This is a genomic window from Flavobacterium sp. OHVDL-2026-0007 (genome assembly GCF_059882335.1).
Genome location: NZ_CM187612.1, coordinates 748784 through 767193, shown reverse-complemented (window position 1 = coordinate 767193; position 18410 = coordinate 748784). Strand labels below are relative to the sequence as shown.

The window sequence follows — 18410 nt, the reverse complement described above, 5'->3', positions numbered from 1 at the left end:
TCTTAACCAAATATTAAGAAACCATTAAGCGAACGTAAATCCTTACTTAATATAGAACTAATCTATTGCGTTAATTTTGCCAAAAAATAAATATTACATTCATGAGCCTATACAAGAAACTATCCCCATTTTACAATTTAGCCCTTTTCTATTTTGCAGTAAGCCTTATTATACGAATTGTATTGCTTTTTCATCCCATTACACAAAGTTCTTTTACCTTTCTTGAAACTGTCAAAATCTTCGGTTTAGGTCTCATTTCTGATGCCTTTGTCTTTGTCATAGCGAGTGCTTTTTTATGGCTGTACCTCATTTTTATCTCCAATACGAAATACAACAAACCTTCTGGTTATATTATACTAGGCTTGCTTCTTGTCTTGTTTTTATATGTGGCTTCAGGCAAAAGTATAGTTGATGAATATGGTGGTGCCTTACCTAAAATTGTTTTAATTTTTATCGGGATTAAAACCGCTTTATTTGCTCTTTTACTCTTTCTTCCAAAACGAAGAGACAAAATTAGATTTTGGCTGTTTGCCTTTGTCATCTTTCTATATGTCTTATTAATATTGCAAAATGGACTTAGCGAGTACTTCTTTTGGAATGAGTTTGGCGTGAGGTATAACTTTATAGCCGTAAATTACTTGATCTATACCAATGAGGTCATTGGAAACATCATGCAGTCTTATCCCGTTATCCCTTTATTTTCTGCCCTGTTTTTGATAACAGCCGTAGTTACCTATTTTATCCTTAAAAGATCAACCGACTATATCGATAAGATACCTACTTTTAACCAGAAGGTAAAAATTACCCTGATCTACGCCGCTTTGTTTATCCTCTCTTTGATCGCTATTCCGAGCCTAGCTAAAACAGAAGACTCTAAAAACGTTTTCGTCAATGAATTAGAAGCAAATGGATTACATAAGTTTTACTTAGCTTTTGTGAATAAAAATTTAGATTATCTAAAATTCTACAGAACACTTCCTGATGAAAAAGCCCATGCTATTTTAAAAGAGCAACTTCCTGGTATATCCAATGCCTACACCACACGTAAAATCACGAGTGATTCCCTTGAAGTCCATAAGAATGTTGTTTTAATCACCATAGAAAGCTATAGTGCTGAATTTATGAAAGCCTATGGCAACGAACAAAACATCACACCGTTTTTAGATAGTTTAGCACAAGAAAGCTTGCAGTTCACTAATTTATATGCCGCAGGAAACCGTACTGTACGTGGTCTTGAAGCCGTGACTTTATGCTTACCCCCAACTGCAGGAGAAAGTGTGGTAAAAAGAATAGACAATAAAAATAAATTCTCCACTGGAGCCATCTTTAGCAAAAAAGGATACAGCGTCAACTACCTCTATGGCGGAGATTCTTTCTTTGACAATATGAAGGATTTCTTTTCCGGTAACGGTTATAATATTATTGACAAGTCCAATTTCACAAAAAACGAAGTTACCTTTTCGAACGTTTGGGGTGTTTGTGACCAAGACATGGCCAACAAAGCCATACGTATCATGAATGCTCAGGCTAAAGAAAAGAAACCTTTCTTTAATCACATCATGACTGTGAGCAATCACAGGCCCTTTACTTATCCAAACAATACGATTGATATTCCAGGTGATAGTAAATCGAGAGATGGTGGCGTAAAATACACGGATTATTCCTTGCGAAAATTCTTTAATATGGCCCGTAAACAATCTTGGTTCAACAACACTGTCTTTGTAATCGTTGCCGATCACTGCGCTTCAAGCGCCGGAAAAACAGAATTACCAATGGACAAATACAGAATTCCAGGATTCATTTATACACCAAATGCAAAACCTGCAAAATTCAATCAGTTGATGTCACAAATTGACGTGATGCCCACCCTATTTGGATTATTGCATTTCAACTACGAAAGCAAATTCTTTGGTCAAGATGTGCTAAAACCTGATTATAAACCAAGGGCTTTTATCGCTACTTATCAAGATTTAGGACTGATAAAAGACAATGTCTTAACCATTTTATCCCCTAAACAAGAGGTAAAACAGTTTGATTTAAGACTAAAACCAAAAGCAGGGATTGCTCCAGAGTATCAAATTTTCTATGATGAAATCCCGGTAAAAACCGAGAGAACTGATTTGGTAAACGCGACGATTTCTTTTTATCAAACTGCGTCAGAAATGCTCAAACAAAAGAAATACCAAAAGTAAAAAACAATAAGCCATATCTTAAATCAGAAAAGCCTCAAATTCAAATGAATTTGAGGCTTTTACTTTTATAACAATAGCTAAAATGGAAACTAAAAAAAGACCTTAATCATTTTGATTTTTCATTCCAAAAAGCTTTCCTTCATGAAACAATTTCATGTCTTTTTTCAGTGCTTTACTGTTTCGCTTAGTCAATTCTTTTGAATCTAAATTACTTAGATCTGGTTTTCCAGCATTTACCCATGCAGTAAACCAAAAACTAGCTGTTGCGGTAATGGCTTTTTTCATCTGACTTTCCACCATTCCATTTAAATCGTTATGCAATTTCGCGGCATACTCATCTGTGAATTTAGCTGAATTATATTTATTCTTAACCACTTTTCCGCTAGAATCAACAACAAAAACTTTGCTTCCAGGTAAAGTTCTTAGTCTTTTATCTACAGCTAACAAAACGTCAACTAAGCTATGAGTATCATTAATCATATCCCAAGTTGCCTTATGAACATCTTTATAATATTGCGCCTGTGGTACATTTAATTTATAATCTTTAGCAAATAATTCCGGCAATCTACTTTCCCAAAGTGAATGTATCCCTTTTTGATCACTCAATTGTCCGTCATGATTTTTAGACGTATGCAAAGGCATATGAGCATCTCCAATATAATGTCCTAAGTCAGCCGCCAAAAACAAGATTTCAGCTCTGTTTTTATCTTTAAAAGCTTTGGTAAGCTTCACCATCATATCTTCAATATACCAAGGTAAAATCCCATTGTCATTTAAGAATTTGGCATCGTATTTTTTCTTGGCTTCTTCTAAAGTTTTAGGTATACTGTCTACCGCACCAAAATTTTCCATGTCAAAATAATGCCTCGGATTTTCATCCTTATAATTCAAAGCATATTTACGAATATCTGGAACTGAAGCCTCTTGCGTTATAAAATCAATGTGATTATAAAAAAACAGCTGCAAGGGTTGAGGTAAAGCCATAACAGCAGCTTTATTAATCCTTTCGTGCCCTACTATCCCCCATGATAATGTCAAAAATCCTATTCCCAATGCAAAAAATGCGATTAGTTTTGGTTTCATTTTAAAGTTTTTCATTTACAAATTTTATTAGGCTGCAAATTTATTTTATTTAAGGATAATTCAAAGGAATACTGATGAAGATTATGTTAATTTAATTTTTCTTTTTATTTCACCCCATAAATTATGTATTCACAAATTCAACCTACATACAATATGGCAGCCAAACCCAAACCCGCAATAAACACCCATAAAAAAATCCCCTGCAATAATGGCTTCACTCCTACTGCTTTTAAAGTACTAACATTTAAGGTGGCTCCAATTAAAAACAAAGTCACCGTCAATCCAATTTTAGCAATCGATACTATTTGCGGTGCGATCATTGCCGTTTGAGGAACGTAAGTATTTAAAAGCATAGCCAAAACAAACAATCCAATAAAATAAGGGATCTTAATTTTAGCATCTTTACTTTTAAAAAGTAAGGCGGTCAGCAGCGATATTGGAATAATCCATAAAGCTCTGGCTAATTTTACTGTTGTGGCAATTTGCAATGCTTCAACTCCATATTTATTAGCAGCACCGACAACGGAGCTCGTATCATGAATAGCAAGAGCACACCATAGTCCAAACTCTTTTTGTGATAAATCAAGCTGATGTCCAATAAAAGGAAAAACGAACAAGGCAACCGAATTCAAGATAAAAATAACACCCAATGCGATAGAGGTTTGATTTTCGTTCGATTTGATTACCGGTGAAATCGCCGCAATAGCACTTCCTCCACAAATTGCCGTACCACAAGAAATTAAATGCGAAGTTTTTCGATCCGTCTTCAGCCATTTTCCCAAATATGTTCCTAATAGTAAGGTGCTAAAAATAGAAAAGACCGTTAATAAAAAACCTTCTTTTCCCGCGGTTAAGGCAGTCGAAGCATTCATCCCAAATCCTAATCCTATAACCGAAAATTGCAGCAGAAAAGTAATGGCTCTATTGTTGAATGCTACAAATGGATTTCCAAACACATTTACCATAACCACACCCAATAATAAAGCAATTGGCGGTGAGATTACGGAAAACAAACACAACACCACAACCAAAGCAAAAATTGCTTGCTGCATATAGGTGTGAACTTCGAATAAATGTGCGCCAGAATACGGTTTCGTTTTCAAAATAAAGAATTTAAAATTTCTACTACAAAGGTCTACTCTTTATCCCTCATTTACCAATCGTAAAATACAATCGATTATAACTTCAAGTTATAGTAAGATGAAATACTCTGGATAAACAACTCTGACAAAGGATCTGATTTTCCCTGTAAAGTAATGATGTAAAAATACCTTTCCACTGTTAAACCTTCTACATCTAAAACCATCAATTCATTATTCTTAAGCTCCTTATTTACAGCATGTATAGACATAAAGGCAAGACAATCCGAATTGAGCAAATATGATTTTATACTCTCTGTACTACCTAATTGCATTTCAATTTGCAAATCAGTTAACTTAAAATCAACTTGTTTCAAAACAAACTCTATAACTTCAAGTGTTCCAGAACCACGTTCTCTTGTTATAAATTTCATGCGCTTTAAATCTTCTAACGAAATTTCCTTTTGCTTGACTAAAGGGTTATGCGTATTACAAACCAAAACCAGCTCGTCTTTTAAAAACGGTATATACTTAATGGCCTGATTTTTAGATTGCCCTTCCACAATACCAATTTCAATTTCCTTGTTAATTAAAGCCGTTTCAATTTGTTCTGTATTGGCATTAAGCAAATTCACTTTAATATCTTTTTGCTTTTGATGAAATCTCGCCAAAACAGGAGAAATAATATACTGCGAAATGGTCGTACTAGCCCCTAACCTCAAAGAACCTTGGCGTTCGCTAATGAAAGAGCTCATATCAAAGTCAATTTCTCGGTAAATTTCAAAAATGTCTTTGGTATGTTTTAGAAGTATCTCTCCAGCGGGCGTTAAAGCAATCTTAGCGCCGTTTCGCTCAAAAAGCTTGATCTTATAAGTTTCCTCAAGCTCTTGAATATGTTTAGAGACTGCAGGCTGTGAAATATATAGCTCCGTTGCCGCCTTAGTAAAGTTAAGACGGAGCGCAACGGTGTAAAATACTTTTAGCCTAAAATCCACTATATAATTTTTAAGATTTATCTTTTTCGATTGTTTTTCTAAGGTGTCACTACAACCGGCCTAAAGGGTAGTTCGTTTGCAACTCTTCTTATGACAATTATACTTAGCCTACAACAACCCATTATATTTCCTAACAAACCATTCCGTAGTTAAGAAAACAGCAATTAGAACTAGCAACCAAACCCAATCAATTACCGGTGTTTTGGTAAGCACATACTTTTCTATAGCTTTATACTCTTTATTCTCTAGAAGGTTAGCCATTAAATCATCTACTTGATTCTCAAAAAAGGCTTTCCCCTTGGTTTGTAGAGCCAATTGCTTCAATTTTAAAACATCTGGATTTACAAATTGTTTCTCAATATCAAAATCCAAGATTTCAAAATGACTCGAATAAACGTTATTTGAATTTAATTCTTTTACTGAAAAATTATACTTCCCTGCCGCTAAACCATCTAAATTTGCAGAAAAAGAATTGTTTCCTTTTAGTAAATCATAGTTTTTAGCCTGTTTGGTTTCTGCATTGGTAAGGGTAATACTCAATCTGGCTTTTTCATCAAACTCATAATTTTTATTAAAATATTGCGCACTGATTACGATCGCTTCTCCTGAATTATAAAAACTCTCATGCGTGACCACCAATGATTTTTTAGAAGTTGTTGAGGCCAAATACTGAATTATTTTATCGATAAAAACATCGTATTTTTCAAAGGACTGATTATCTATATGACTCTGTAAGCGCCATTTCCAACTGTTTTCTCCTAAAAGAAAAGCAGTACGTTTTCCTTGATTCTCAACAAAAGCCAATAATGGTGCATTTGTTGAGACACTTCTGATTTTAGAGGAAAGCAAAACCGATACGTTCCCATTGGTGCTTATGGTCCCAAACAAATTTTGCAAGGGAGGAAAATTTTCAAAACCCATATTATCTATCGCAAACAAATTAAATTGCGATTGAAATTCAGCTAAATAATCTTCTCTTTGCCCGCTCATTTTAAAAACCAAACTATTTTGTTGCTGGTTGAGAAAACTAAAGTCGGTATTACTACCTGTTATGATAAAGGTATTTCTTCCCGCTAATTTATTGTTGTCAAAAACAGCCTTAAAAGCAGTTGTTGGCTGATAGAGAACCAAAACAGCAGCCTCCTGTAAGGCGCTAATATCGTTAGGCTTGACCAAGATCACCTTACGCTGTGCATTCACTTCAATCGACCGCTTTAAAGCTGCTATATCAGGATGATTAATCGATGATACTATGGCAATTGTTGATTTTTGATCGATGATTTCAACAGCAAAATTCTTGCTGTTATTGTAACTATTTATCTCCTTTGCTTGAGATGAAATAGTCGCTTTAAAAACCTGTAGTCCTATTTTATCCGCAGGTAAAAGTAAATTTAAGGTCGCTGTTTTTTTTGCTGCTGAAAAAGCAACTTTTTCTTTGGCTACCACCATATTACCCTGTGAAATGCTAAAATCCGCGTTTACACTTTTATCCCCAGCATACTGTAGAAAAACTTCAACTGGAAATTTATTTTTATGAAAAGCGTACTTATTGACATTAAGCTGATTGATTTTTAAATCAAAAAAAGTAGTTGTATCTCCCACAACCAAAGGATAAACTTTATTGACAGGATCAAAACGATATACATAATCGTTTCCTGTAGTTTGATTTCCATCGGTTATAATAACCGTTGGGAAAATCAGATTTTTATTGATGCTTTTTAAATTCTTTGCAACTTCATCTAAATTGGTTTGCTTTCCTTTAAAATCAAATCGATCCGAAGTTTTAAACTCAGCGTCAAATTGATAGGATTGCATATCAAATTTTTCCTTAAGAGCAGGATTTGATATTATCTTTTGGTACAGTTCCGAAACCTTTTTGTCTGCTTTTAGCGCGGTTATTGAACTCGAGTTATCTACCGCAATAGCCAAAGGAGGCTTGGTTATTTCCAGTGTACTCTTGGTGATGATAGGGTTAATCAATAAAACCAACAGACCAAAAATAGCTAGAAAACGCAAAAAAGCCAAAAACCAAATCACATTGGATTTGTTTTTGGCTTTATAAAAATATTGTAAATACGACAAACCGCCCGCTATTACTAAAGAAAGCACTAATAATAGAATCGTGTTTGTGGTCATATTTAAAGTGTAATAATTGGGAAATGTGTACTATTGCTATTACAATATACAAAAAACTTAGAAGTTCTTAACTTCTTAAGTTAACATTCCTCCACAAACATTAAGTACTTGCCCTGTAACATAAGCACTCATATCTGAAGCTAAGAAAAGACAAGCATTAGCTACATCCTCAGCAGTTCCTCCACGTTTCAATGGAATTCCATCTCTCCATCCTTTTACTACATCCTCATTTAATTTCGCAGTCATCTCCGTTTCGATAAAACCTGGAGCAATAGCATTACAACGAATATTACGAGAACCTAACTCTAAAGCTACTGATTTAGTAAAACCAATTGCACCTGCTTTTGAGGCAGCATAATTCGTTTGTCCTGCATTTCCAGAAACACCCACTACCGAACTAATATTGATAATAGAACCTGAACGTTGTTTTAAGAAAGTTTTTTGAATCGCTTTAGTCATATTAAATACAGACTTCAAATTCACATCAATAACTTGATCAAAATCAGCCTCAGACATACGCATCAATAAATTGTCTTTCGTAATTCCGGCATTGTTAATCAAAATATCAACTGTTCCAAAATCAGCTAAAACAGCATCAACAAAAGTCTGCGCTTCGTTAAAATCTGCTGCATTGGATTGGTATCCTTTTGCTTTAACTCCTAAACTGTTCAATTCAGCCTCTAAAGCCTCTGCAGAAGCAACAGATGAACTGTACGTAAAAGCAACATTTGCTCCATGTTTAGCAAAAACTTCCGCAATTCCTTTTCCAATTCCACGACTAGCACCTGTAATAATGGCAACTTTTCCTTCTAGTAATTTCATATTCAAAATTAATTTTAATATTTGTTTTCTTCGCCAGTTCGCTCCGCTCCTATGTAGCTCTTGCTGTGTCCCCGTTATCTTTCCCTTGCTTGAGCAGCAAGACAAAATATAGCGTTTTACCAGACCTCTGAATGACATGTCAAATATATGATAATTCCCTTTTTAAAAAAATAAGTATTGCAATTACCTTTAAACAATCCTAACGTAGCCTTTATTATTTGATAATTTTCTTTACAAAACAGTTACACCTTCCCCTATAATAATACAAAAAGCGACTCAATTAGAGTCGCTTTTCATCCAAAATTAAAAACAAACCAAAGTAAAAACTATGTTCTATAATTAGTAATTCTAAAAGAGCTTGCTGCACTTGCATAGGTGTAAATCACATTGCTATACGTAATAGTGAAACTTTCTTTTTTAATATATAATCCCTTAGAATTTGTAATCTCATTATCCAGTTCTTTCAAAAAAGCTCTAGCTGCCGCAGTACCTATCCAACCATCATCACTTAAGATTAAGGTTTTATTGGCTGCATCTTCAGTTTTTTGAATAAAATGATATATCGGAGATTTCCCTCCAGTGAATTGGTAGGCTATGTAGTCCCCATTCACTGGATCATTAAATATAATTTCAATCCTAGCTATTTTTTGATTAGCTGGTAAGGTTGCATTAGCCTTATCTAAGAGAGATCTACAATAAGGTGAAGTACTAGCAGCCGTATAAAGATTAGCCGCGATGTAGGATAATCCTATTCGAGGATTTCCATCCAACAATAATTTATAATCGTCTGTTAATCTAGGAGGTGCATTTGTAAATTTTATCGCTGCAGTTGCACCGTTTGCTCCAGTAGCAACAAAACTTTTATCCGTGGCATTATAAACAAAATCCGTCAAACTTTGACTTCCCACAACCACTGCCGGTTTTACTGTTATCCCTGCAGGAGTATAAGCAATAGCTGTTTTAAGAGTACCTGAATTTCCATCTCCTAAAGGAACAGCAGATCCAAATCGCGTAACTGAATTAAAATTAAACTCATATTTTTTAACTGTTCCGCCATCTGTAGTTTCAAGTGTTCTGAATAGCGGACTAGTAATAGTACCCACCATATTCTCACTCATTAGCGTGTTTTTTGCTAAATCAGTCCAGTCTTGTGCAGTAGCTTTTACAAAACGAACCTCTTTAATGGTTCTATTGGTTTTAAAAACAAGATCGCTGTTCTCCTGACCATAGTACAAAAACTGAAAATCACCCAAAAATCCTTTCCCTGCTGCCAGAGGCGAATTATTAGCATCTGAAAGCAGATGAATTCTGTTTTTTGTCGTAAAAACAACACTTACTGTACTTCCCAGTTGAATTTCATACTGACTTTTGTACACCGCAGTATCTTTATCAAAATCAGAAGCCATGCTTACTTCTCCATTAGGTAAAAATTTAAACAAATGGGTAAACCCACCCAATTGATTATCATCTGTATAGTAAACCGCTTTCCATCCATTTTCAGAGGAAAGCAACAAATCATTTAATTCTTTTTTTTGTTTATTCAAGCGCTCCGTTGGCGTTAGATCAAACTTTTGTTCAGCATCTGTACTCACACAACTATTTAATTGCAACATCAAAAAAATAAGCATCAAATACTTCCCTATATATGTAGTTTTCATAACTCTCTCTTTTTTAAATTTTTAATTATTTAGGACTGCCGTGGTATTCTTTTGAGCTTCATCTCGCAAGGCATAAAAATCCATATTAAAGGCATCTCTATAATACTGTACCACTAAAGCTTCTTTCTTCTTCAAAGCATCATAAGCTTCCTCAGTGGCTACACTGTTCAATAAAGCCTCATACTCTGACTTTGAACTAAGCAAAATTATAGCAGCGGTTTCAGCAAAATCCTCCATATAATTTGATCGGGCATAAGCGCTGATAAATCCAAGATCTCTCGCCTCAGCATCCGACATACTAAAAGGATCTGAACTATAGTCTTTAGGAGTTATTTTTGACCATGATTCCACATCAAAAGTTTTCGTTTGATTCAAAATATGTACATATTCGTGTTGAATAGTGTGTACAAATCGAGAAACACTACTTCGACTCTTAGGATTCACAAAATCTACTTGAAAAAGCGAAATTCTCTTTCCTCCTTCCGCTAATCCTAACGTATTAGAGACATCGTCTGGATTCACATTCACTCCTCCCACTAATACAAAATCTCTTGGTGCAATGATTTTAACAAAATCTTTCCCTCCAACAGCCGTATAACTATCAATCCATATTTTTTTGATTATCTCTAGCGCTGGTTGCACTTTATTCACTGCTGGTGGATACAAATATCTCTTGTTATCTACTACATTTTGATTCCACTCGTATTGCACGCTAATATTGTACGGATCAATATAATTTTGATCAATCCATCTGTCTAAATCCGTTTTTTCGCGTGGTGTAAAATTCAGCATACTCTCTTTTGGCTGATCTTCATGAGAACAGGACACTAGTGTCAAAAATCCAACTACCAGTACTATATTTTTATATTGTTTACTTAATTTCATAGTGATTTAAATTAAATTTATCTCGGATTTTTTTCAATTCCATTATTAGAAGCATTTAGTGGTATCTGAATCGCACGACGCTTATCATCCTTAACCAAAATGTTATTTCTAGATATTTGGCCTTGTTGATTATACGTATTGTGTTCTACGACTAAATTAAATCTCTTAATATCAAACCATCTAAGTCCTTCATGTAAAAACTCTCTTCTTCTTGCCTCAGCAATTGCTTTGATATAAGAAGTTTGTTCTGGGGTCATAGTATAGAAAGGGGTATATTCATCAGCAATAACAGGGTATTTAGCAAACACTTTTTCTTTGGTCAATACATCCGTGGCACTAAACTGATCTGTTCTGGTTCCTAAAAAATATTGCAGTTCTTCGTTGGCAATTGCTAATTGATTGGTCATCACATGAGCCTCGATACGATTTAAAAACATTTCATCGTTAGAGAAAAGCACCATTCCTGTGAAAGGACGTCCAATTTGTGCCGTCAGATTAGAATACTTAAAATATTCATCAAATTTAAACACACCAACATTAGCCCCACTTGCGCCTTGTATCGCGATGCTAATCAGCCATCTTTTATTAAAAATATTAGTAGGAGCTCCTAGTATACGATCGTTCTCATTAGCTCTAGTGAAATAAAATCGATTACCCGAAATTCCTCTACCCCAAATAGAACTTGGAAATCCTACTAACAGGTTAGTAACTTGAGTATTTTTCGCATATTCTATTGGCTTATTTGGAAAATCATACGCATTAAATGCTACCCAGTCTCTTAGTTTTCCAACCGGCTTATTCCCTAGTCCTTCGGTAAGTTCAAGTACTCTTTTCCAATCTCCTTTAGCTACATAAAAGCGAGCTGCAAAAGCCTTAGCAGCTTCTTTGTTAAAGTGATACTTCAAATAGTCTGTTCTGTAATCGTTAGTCACATAACGTAGTCCTTCTTCAATATCTGCTTGTATGAAATTAAAAACTTCTTCTACTGAATGTCGCTTATAACTACCTAGTAAAACAGTTTCTGGCTTGGTCATATAAGGAACTCCTAAATCCGTAGCGGCCGTAGCGGGATTATAACGATTAGACCATAAGGACACTAACATAAAATGAGCATATGCCCTAGCCAACAAAGCCTCTCCCTTTTGAGGATTTAACTCAGGTGTATCTCCAAGTTCCGTTATAGCTACCAAGGCCTGATTTGCTGTAGCAATGGCTTTATAACAAGCATTCCAATAAAATCCCTGTGTATCTCTACCAGTTTGATCGTCTTGTAATTCCCAATTATAGTTTTGAACATTATTAATATTAACCAAGCTACTTTTATTGTCCGATACGTTGTCGGTCATCGTTTCAGCAATCTCCATATAAGTACCGTCTGGATAGGCGTCTACCAAAAGTTCTGAAATTTTATCTGGTGTGTCAATTTGCAATCTATTATCAGGTGTTTCCGAAAGAAACTCATCGCAACTACTAACTCCAACAAGTAGTAATAGAGATAAAACTATTTTTATATTTCTCATAATCAATTATATTAGAATGATACGTTTAGAGTAAAAGTGTATTGTGATGTAATTGGAAAAGCTACACCTCCTGTGTTACGGAATTCTGGATCTTGACCATTGAGTTTTTTATCCGAATATATCAACCAAGGGTTCACTGCTGATCCTTTTACTGCAAATGCACTTACACCTAACTTTTTCTTAAAATCCTTAGGAAACTCCCAACTTAAGGATACATTTTTCAATCTTACAAAATCACCATCTGCAATTCTAGCATCTGAATAGTTATAGGTGTTATAAGCTTTTGCTAAGGTGCGCTCTCCCCCATTGTTTTGTATTAATCGCTTATCCGCGATCACCGGTACATTGGTGCTGTTCTCATCACCAGGATTTATCCAACGGTTGGTAAAATCTTTTGTAAACACTGTTAAATCATCGTAAACGCTATCATAGACTGGATTCAAACGAACTTTATTTCCTCCTGATCCCACTACAAACACATATAGCGACCAACTTTTGTAAGTAAAAGTATTCGACAAACCAATAGATTTATTAGGCTCAATAGACCCCTCATACTTCAAGTATTTAGTCACATTTTCTGTATCTTGAAAATCCGCATCTGTCATATTGTTCTCAGCTCCGTCTTGCAATTTAAAAGTTGGCAAACCTTGATTATTTAGTCCTGTGAACTCATACGAATAAATCGAGTTTCTAGGGCTTCCTAAGGCATTTCCACCGTTTCCATTTACCAAACTAAAGGCAGATGGTTTGTTTTGTAATTTGGTAATTTTCTGATCATAAACAGAGAAATTAAGCGAAGTCGACCATTTAAAATTGTTGGTCACTATATTCTGAGTCGTGAATCCTATTTCAAGACCTTTTGTTTCCATATCCGCATTGTTCCCTTGTTTAATGCTTTCTCCTCCAACTCCTGAGGTGGTCACAAAATCAACCAAATCAAAAGCTTTACGTCTGTAAACATCGGTTACAAATTGTACTCTGTTATTAAACATACCTAGATCCAAACCGATATTGGTTTCAAATTGTTTTTCCCAAGTTAAATCTCCATTTTGTAGTTCTTCAATCGATATGGCAGATTCTCTGTTGGCCAAAAACAAACGATTGGCAATAAAACTTTTGTAAATCGCTAGTGAATTGGTAGCCGGCCCAGCCGTAGCAGTTAACCCATAAGAACCTCTTAAAGCTAAATTGTTAATTACTTTAACATCTTTCATGAAGTTCTCTTCCGTCACATTCCATTTTCCACTAACCGTATAAGTTGGTAACCAGCGATTAGAACCACTATTTCCTTGTCTATTCGAACCATCATAACGTCCCGTAAGAGAAGCAGTATAACGACGATCATAGGTATAACCCATCTTTCCAAAGAAACCAACTGTTCTTTCTCTTTCCGCATCAAATCCATAATAGGAATCTCCGTCATTTACCATCTTCTCAATCAGCCTTGGGTCAATAAAAGCCGTAAGCCCTCTATCGAACTGAAGTCCAGCTGCAGTAAAATTATCACTGCTTCTATCTACTGATCTCAATTCCGTACCAAAGAAGCCTTCTAACTCATGCTTCTCATTTAAAGTATTTCTGTAGCTAATACTATTTCTAATATTATAAGAGGTCATGTCATTGGTGAATTTCCTTAAAAATCCGCCATTAGGCAATACCGATACTTTTGGTGCTGTCAAATTATTTGGATCTTGGTATAGAAAAATATTAGCCTCTTGAACTATTGAATTCTCACCTTCTGAACTCAAAGAAGTACCTGCTTTATAAGCCGCAGCCACATTGGAATCTTCATACACTTTATGTTCTCTTGAAGTACTAGCATAACGCGCAGATCCCGTCAGATTATAGGTTAAATGTTTGTTTACCTTATAATCTAGATCCATTTGAAAACGGATATCATTTACTTTAATATCCAGTGTATTATTCTTAAGCTCATTAAGGATATTCATAGGAGCCCAGTTATTTCTGTAATACTCTAAATTTCCATTTTCATCGTAAGGTCTTAAGGTTCTACTAGTATTTAAAACGTATTTGAAAGGATTGATATCAAACTCCCTATTCACACTTCCATAAACAGGATCTGACTTACTTTCGTAACTTCCTGGAGCCACTTGATTACGTACTGACCCCATAGTAGATAAGGTAATATTTAATTTATCATTGATAAAAAAGGTTCCTTTTATATTCGAGGTCAACTGCTTTACATTATCCGCTACAGTCCATCCCGGATCTGTATAATAACCAAGTGAAGCGTAAAAGGTGTTGTTTTTTCCTCCACCAGAAAAGCTCAAGGAATGATTCTGAGTAATAGAAGGTCTAAATAAAACACCAAACCAATCAGTATTACCCAATTCGTACTTCTTTAAAAATTGATTACGGCTCACTTCGTCATTTCGAACCCCAAACTTACCGCCTGTTTTATTATAGGTATCAATTTGTTTGGACATGATGTTATACACTCCTCCAAATCTTCCATTCAATGATGAAGCAATATCCAAGAAACCTTTACCATCTCCGCTAAATCCTTCTAATTCTTTCAAAATACTCATGGATTCTTGCGAATTCAAAATATCATACTGAGCATAATTAGGGACACTTCTTACCGTGTTTTCCACAGAATAACTCACTTTTAATGGCGCATCTCTACGTCCTTGCTTTGTATTGACCACCACTACACCATTTAATGATCTTGAACCATAAATAGAAGTAGCTGATGCATCTTTCAGAATTTCAATGCTTTGAATATCATTCGAATTCAAACCCGCAACAGAAGAACTCAATAAAGTCTCTGAGTTCCCAGATGCTAAATCCGCGAAAGAAATATTAATAATATCTTCTTGAACTACACCATCAATTACCCATAAAGGTTTAGTATCTCCAAAAATGGAAGAAGATCCACGAACGGTAATTTTAGGTGCAGTTCCAAAAGTTCCTGTAACATTTTGTACCGTTACTCCTGCAGCCTTACCTTCAATCATTCTACTCACATCCACTACTCCATCTACTTTCAATTCTGATCCAGAGATTTTACTGATAGCCCCTGTAAAGGTTCTTTTTGAGGTTTTCTCATAACCTGTGGTAACCACAACCTCCTTTAGATTTTGTCCTATCTCATTTAAAACAATCGTTGCAGATGTATTTTCGATCCCAATTTCCTTAGTTTCCATACCTACATAAGAAATCACCAATCGATCTGTATTGGCTGGCATTTCAATGGAAAAATTACCGTCAAAATCAGTTAATACAGCTATTTTAGTTCCTTTGGCCATTACCGTAGCTCCAGGCAAAGGACTTCCACTAGCATCCATTACTCTTCCTTTAATCGTTGGCCCTGCCGATAATACGCTAAACAATGATTCATGATTATCTACATCAGCAAAGGGATCTGAAGCGTTACTTTTTTGTAAAATAATCTGATTACTAATCTCTGAATAGGTAATATTAAATGGCGCCAAAATTCGGCTCAATATACTAGAGAGTGTTTCTTGATTAGCCTCTATACTCACTTTATTACTGAGCTGCGGTAATCTTGAATTATAGGAAAATTTGACATGTGCAGATTTCTCGATTTTTGACAAGGTATTGTCTAAAGTCAAATTCTCTACCCTAATAGTCACTTTGGTATCCAATTTTTTTTGCCCATTCACATTATTTGCCATAGTGACACTTGAAAACACAAGTGCTAAGACAAACTGAAATAGTGTTATTTTCATGATTCGATGGAGTAATCGTTGTTTAACAACTGGTTTTTTCATAATTTTGGTTTGTTTTGATTAATACTATTACAAGCGTATTCTAAGAAACACAATGACTTACTCTTTACAGAGAGCAATTCAATTTATAAGTGTCGATAATGTTACAGCATTTCGACACTTTTTTTTTGTACTGACTTTTACATAGGCAATTCTTATTTATTTTAACTTAACTCAATCTACAATAAAAGTAAAATACTTACATTTATAATTAATTTTTAAGGAATTTACATCAAAAAAGTTCGTTTAAGCCCTAATTTCCCCATCTAATTACAGTTAGATAGATCCTTAATTACATCCGTTAGAGCTGATTATAATTTGATTCCCATTCATTTCAAAAGTGGTATTATTTCCTAAGCTCTGACATAAAATCTTCAGTTTTTCAGTCAGTGGTTGATCGCTAAGTGAAGTCGTTAGATGACAATCTTTTAATTTATCTTTAGGATAATCTATATCAACCAAATAAGCTTGTTCAATGGTTTCGAAAATTTGAGCTATCGGAATATCGGTAAACTCAAAACTCAATTGTTCAATGTTACCCACACTGCGCACTAAGGCTTGGTCCTGTGTAATATTGGTGATTTTGCTAAAGCTTAATTCACTGCGAACGAAACGCAGTGCTTGATTAGGGAGTAAAACAATCACTTCATGATTGGGTTTGGCCACCAAATCATTAGATATGACCTTTACTTTACCGGTACGAACAAGTACTTCTACATCTTCTTGATCCTCATAGGCTCTAACCCTAAAACTAGTCCCCACTACTTTGGTAATAATCTCGTTAGCATAAACGTAAAAAGGTTTTTTAGGATTTTTACTAATTTCAAAAAAACCTTCTCCCGACAAATACACTTTTCTTTCGTTTCCAATAAAGATTTTAGGATAACTTAATTTACTATTGGGTTGTAACAATACAGAACTACCATCAGATAGGGTGATAATCTGTGGCTTATTTGAATTATTAGTTTGTTCTACCAAGCCCTCTCTATTTTCATCAATAAGCTCCTTGTACGTCACCTCTTTATGAGCTGCACTGAAATGGTTTTGATACAACCAAACCGACATCGAGCATAAAAATAAGCTTGCGGCAACACCACTGAGTATGTACCTCTTAAAAAATTTCTTTTTGGAGTGCAGTGTTAAATTGTTCTGATTTTCCTTTTGTTCAATTTTAACCCAGGTCGCTTGTAACGCCCTGTGGATATCAGCTGAAGACAAAGCCGTATCTGAGACTTTCATAGCTAGCAACAACAATCTGGCCTCCTGAACCAATTTGGCTCGATGCAGCTCTTCTAAAGTCCATTCCTCCCAACCATTTTCGTCGATTTGTAATAAAATCCACTTCTGAAATGATTCGTCGGCTAAAAAATCTTCTAGTTCGATATATGTATTGCGTTTTTGCATCTAAAGATAAGGTTACAAAAACATAGAGGACAGCTTTTTGATTCCATACTCAGCTGATGGTGATTTTTTTTACTTTTTTTTTCAAAAAACTAAAAACTACCTGAAGATAGGAGCACCAATAACGGCAAACTCCCCTTCCATTCTTTACGCAAGTTGAGTAAACCACGATGCAGCAAGTTACTGGCGGATTGATAGTTTACTTCTAGCATTTCTGCGATTTGTTCCACAGTTAGCCCTTGATGATACCTTAAGTACAATGCTTCCTTTTGACGTGCTGGTAGCTCATTCAATAAACGATTGAGATGATTGACCTTTTCCTTGGTTGCATAATCGTCATCGATAAGATTATGTTCTACTGAAAATTCTAATAAAAAAGCGATAGAATCAGTACTGGCTACTTTTCGAAAAATATGATCCCGCTCTTGCAAACGGGCTATTCGTTTACGAACACTAGCCAATAAATACGCTTTTACCACAACAGTAGCTTGCAGAGAATTTCTATAAACCCAAATATCGGCAAATACATCTTGTACACAATCCTGTACTTTTTCTGTATAAGGTGAAAGCGAATTTCCATAACGCACTAAATCTCCATAATATCTTTCAAATAACATCGAAAATGATTTCTCGTCTCCTTCCTTCAGATTTCCCCAAAGGGAAAGATCATCAAAAGAACTCAATGGTAACGTTTGGCTTTTCATAATTAGTTGGGGTCAGGTATTCTTATAACAGTACAATCATACGAATGAAGAGAATATAATTTTTTAACATTATATTTTCATTCTGTTCGATAAATATATAAAAGCAAACCTTTAAAACCAATTTTTTTACACTAAAGAAGCCTTTTCATAATCTAAAAACCACCTAAACTACGGCGGTCATAG

General features: G+C 35.0%; 12 protein-coding genes. 1 reads left to right on the top strand and 11 read right to left on the bottom strand.

All coding sequences use genetic code 11. From position 1 onward, the window contains the following. The first annotated feature begins 101 nt into the window (after positions 1-101). Positions 102-2192 carry an LTA synthase family protein gene (locus AC51AA_RS03130; RefSeq protein ID WP_500704288.1) on the top strand — a complete coding sequence of 697 codons (2091 nt, stop codon included), beginning with the start codon at positions 102-104 and terminating at the stop codon, positions 2190-2192. Positions 2193-2294: 102 nt separating this feature from the next. Here the strand turns inward: AC51AA_RS03130 and AC51AA_RS03125 are convergent, their stop codons facing one another. The 11 genes from AC51AA_RS03125 to AC51AA_RS03075 form a co-directional block, all read right to left on the bottom strand. After that, on the bottom strand, positions 2295-3275 hold the full coding sequence (locus tag AC51AA_RS03125; protein ID WP_500704287.1) for a zinc dependent phospholipase C family protein: 981 nt from the start codon (positions 3273-3275) through the stop codon (positions 2295-2297). 137 nt (positions 3276-3412) lie between these two features. Further along, a complete protein-coding gene (locus AC51AA_RS03120; protein ID WP_500705673.1) occupies positions 3413-4327 on the bottom strand; it encodes a YeiH family protein in 915 nt (304 codons plus the stop codon). Positions 4328-4452: 125 nt separating this feature from the next. Next, the gene (locus tag AC51AA_RS03115; RefSeq protein WP_500704286.1) at positions 4453-5349 is read right to left on the bottom strand and encodes a LysR substrate-binding domain-containing protein; all 897 of its coding nucleotides are present in this window, start codon (positions 5347-5349) and stop codon (positions 4453-4455) included. Positions 5350-5457: 108 nt separating this feature from the next. After that, positions 5458-7485, bottom strand: coding sequence for a hypothetical protein (locus AC51AA_RS03110; RefSeq protein ID WP_500704285.1), 2028 nt, complete (start codon positions 7483-7485; stop codon positions 5458-5460). Positions 7486-7560: 75 nt separating this feature from the next. Next, complete coding sequence (gene fabG / locus AC51AA_RS03105) at positions 7561-8307, bottom strand: 3-oxoacyl-[acyl-carrier-protein] reductase (RefSeq protein ID WP_500704284.1); 747 nt, start codon at positions 8305-8307, stop codon at positions 7561-7563. Positions 8308-8633: 326 nt separating this feature from the next. Continuing rightward, positions 8634-9965 carry a DUF4302 domain-containing protein gene (locus tag AC51AA_RS03100; RefSeq protein WP_500704283.1) on the bottom strand — a complete coding sequence of 444 codons (1332 nt, stop codon included), beginning with the start codon at positions 9963-9965 and terminating at the stop codon, positions 8634-8636. Positions 9966-9986: 21 nt separating this feature from the next. Further along, the gene (locus tag AC51AA_RS03095) at positions 9987-10850 is read right to left on the bottom strand and encodes a substrate import-associated zinc metallohydrolase lipoprotein (protein ID WP_500704282.1); all 864 of its coding nucleotides are present in this window, start codon (positions 10848-10850) and stop codon (positions 9987-9989) included. Positions 10851-10867: 17 nt separating this feature from the next. Further along, a complete protein-coding gene (locus AC51AA_RS03090; RefSeq protein WP_500704281.1) occupies positions 10868-12370 on the bottom strand; it encodes a RagB/SusD family nutrient uptake outer membrane protein in 1503 nt (500 codons plus the stop codon). Between the two features lie 11 nt (positions 12371-12381). Next, the gene (locus AC51AA_RS03085; protein ID WP_500704280.1) at positions 12382-16125 is read right to left on the bottom strand and encodes a SusC/RagA family TonB-linked outer membrane protein; all 3744 of its coding nucleotides are present in this window, start codon (positions 16123-16125) and stop codon (positions 12382-12384) included. A gap of 285 nt (positions 16126-16410) precedes the next feature. Next, positions 16411-17526 carry a FecR family protein gene (locus AC51AA_RS03080; protein WP_500704279.1) on the bottom strand — a complete coding sequence of 372 codons (1116 nt, stop codon included), beginning with the start codon at positions 17524-17526 and terminating at the stop codon, positions 16411-16413. Between the two features lie 89 nt (positions 17527-17615). Next, a complete protein-coding gene (locus AC51AA_RS03075) occupies positions 17616-18227 on the bottom strand; it encodes an RNA polymerase sigma factor (protein WP_500704278.1) in 612 nt (203 codons plus the stop codon). Between the last annotated feature and the right edge of the window lie 183 nt (positions 18228-18410).

Excerpts from the sequence above, each read along its gene's own strand:
- AC51AA_RS03130 (WP_500704288.1), top strand. The coding sequence starts at position 102 with ATGAGCCTATACAAGAAACTATCCCCATTTTACAATTTAGCCCTTTTC.
- AC51AA_RS03125 (WP_500704287.1), bottom strand. The coding sequence starts at position 3,275 with ATGAAACCAAAACTAATCGCATTTTTTGCATTGGGAATAGGATTTTTG.
- AC51AA_RS03120 (WP_500705673.1), bottom strand. The coding sequence starts at position 4,327 with ATGCAGCAAGCAATTTTTGCTTTGGTTGTGGTGTTGTGTTTGTTTTCC.
- AC51AA_RS03110 (WP_500704285.1), bottom strand. The coding sequence starts at position 7,485 with ATGACCACAAACACGATTCTATTATTAGTGCTTTCTTTAGTAATAGCG.
- fabG (WP_500704284.1), bottom strand. The coding sequence starts at position 8,307 with ATGAAATTACTAGAAGGAAAAGTTGCCATTATTACAGGTGCTAGTCGT.
- AC51AA_RS03100 (WP_500704283.1), bottom strand. The coding sequence starts at position 9,965 with ATGAAAACTACATATATAGGGAAGTATTTGATGCTTATTTTTTTGATG.
- AC51AA_RS03095 (WP_500704282.1), bottom strand. The coding sequence starts at position 10,850 with ATGAAATTAAGTAAACAATATAAAAATATAGTACTGGTAGTTGGATTT.
- AC51AA_RS03090 (WP_500704281.1), bottom strand. The coding sequence starts at position 12,370 with ATGAGAAATATAAAAATAGTTTTATCTCTATTACTACTTGTTGGAGTT.
- AC51AA_RS03085 (WP_500704280.1), bottom strand. The coding sequence starts at position 16,125 with ATGAAAAAACCAGTTGTTAAACAACGATTACTCCATCGAATCATGAAA.
- AC51AA_RS03080 (WP_500704279.1), bottom strand. The coding sequence starts at position 17,526 with ATGCAAAAACGCAATACATATATCGAACTAGAAGATTTTTTAGCCGAC.
- AC51AA_RS03075 (WP_500704278.1), bottom strand. The coding sequence starts at position 18,227 with ATGAAAAGCCAAACGTTACCATTGAGTTCTTTTGATGATCTTTCCCTT.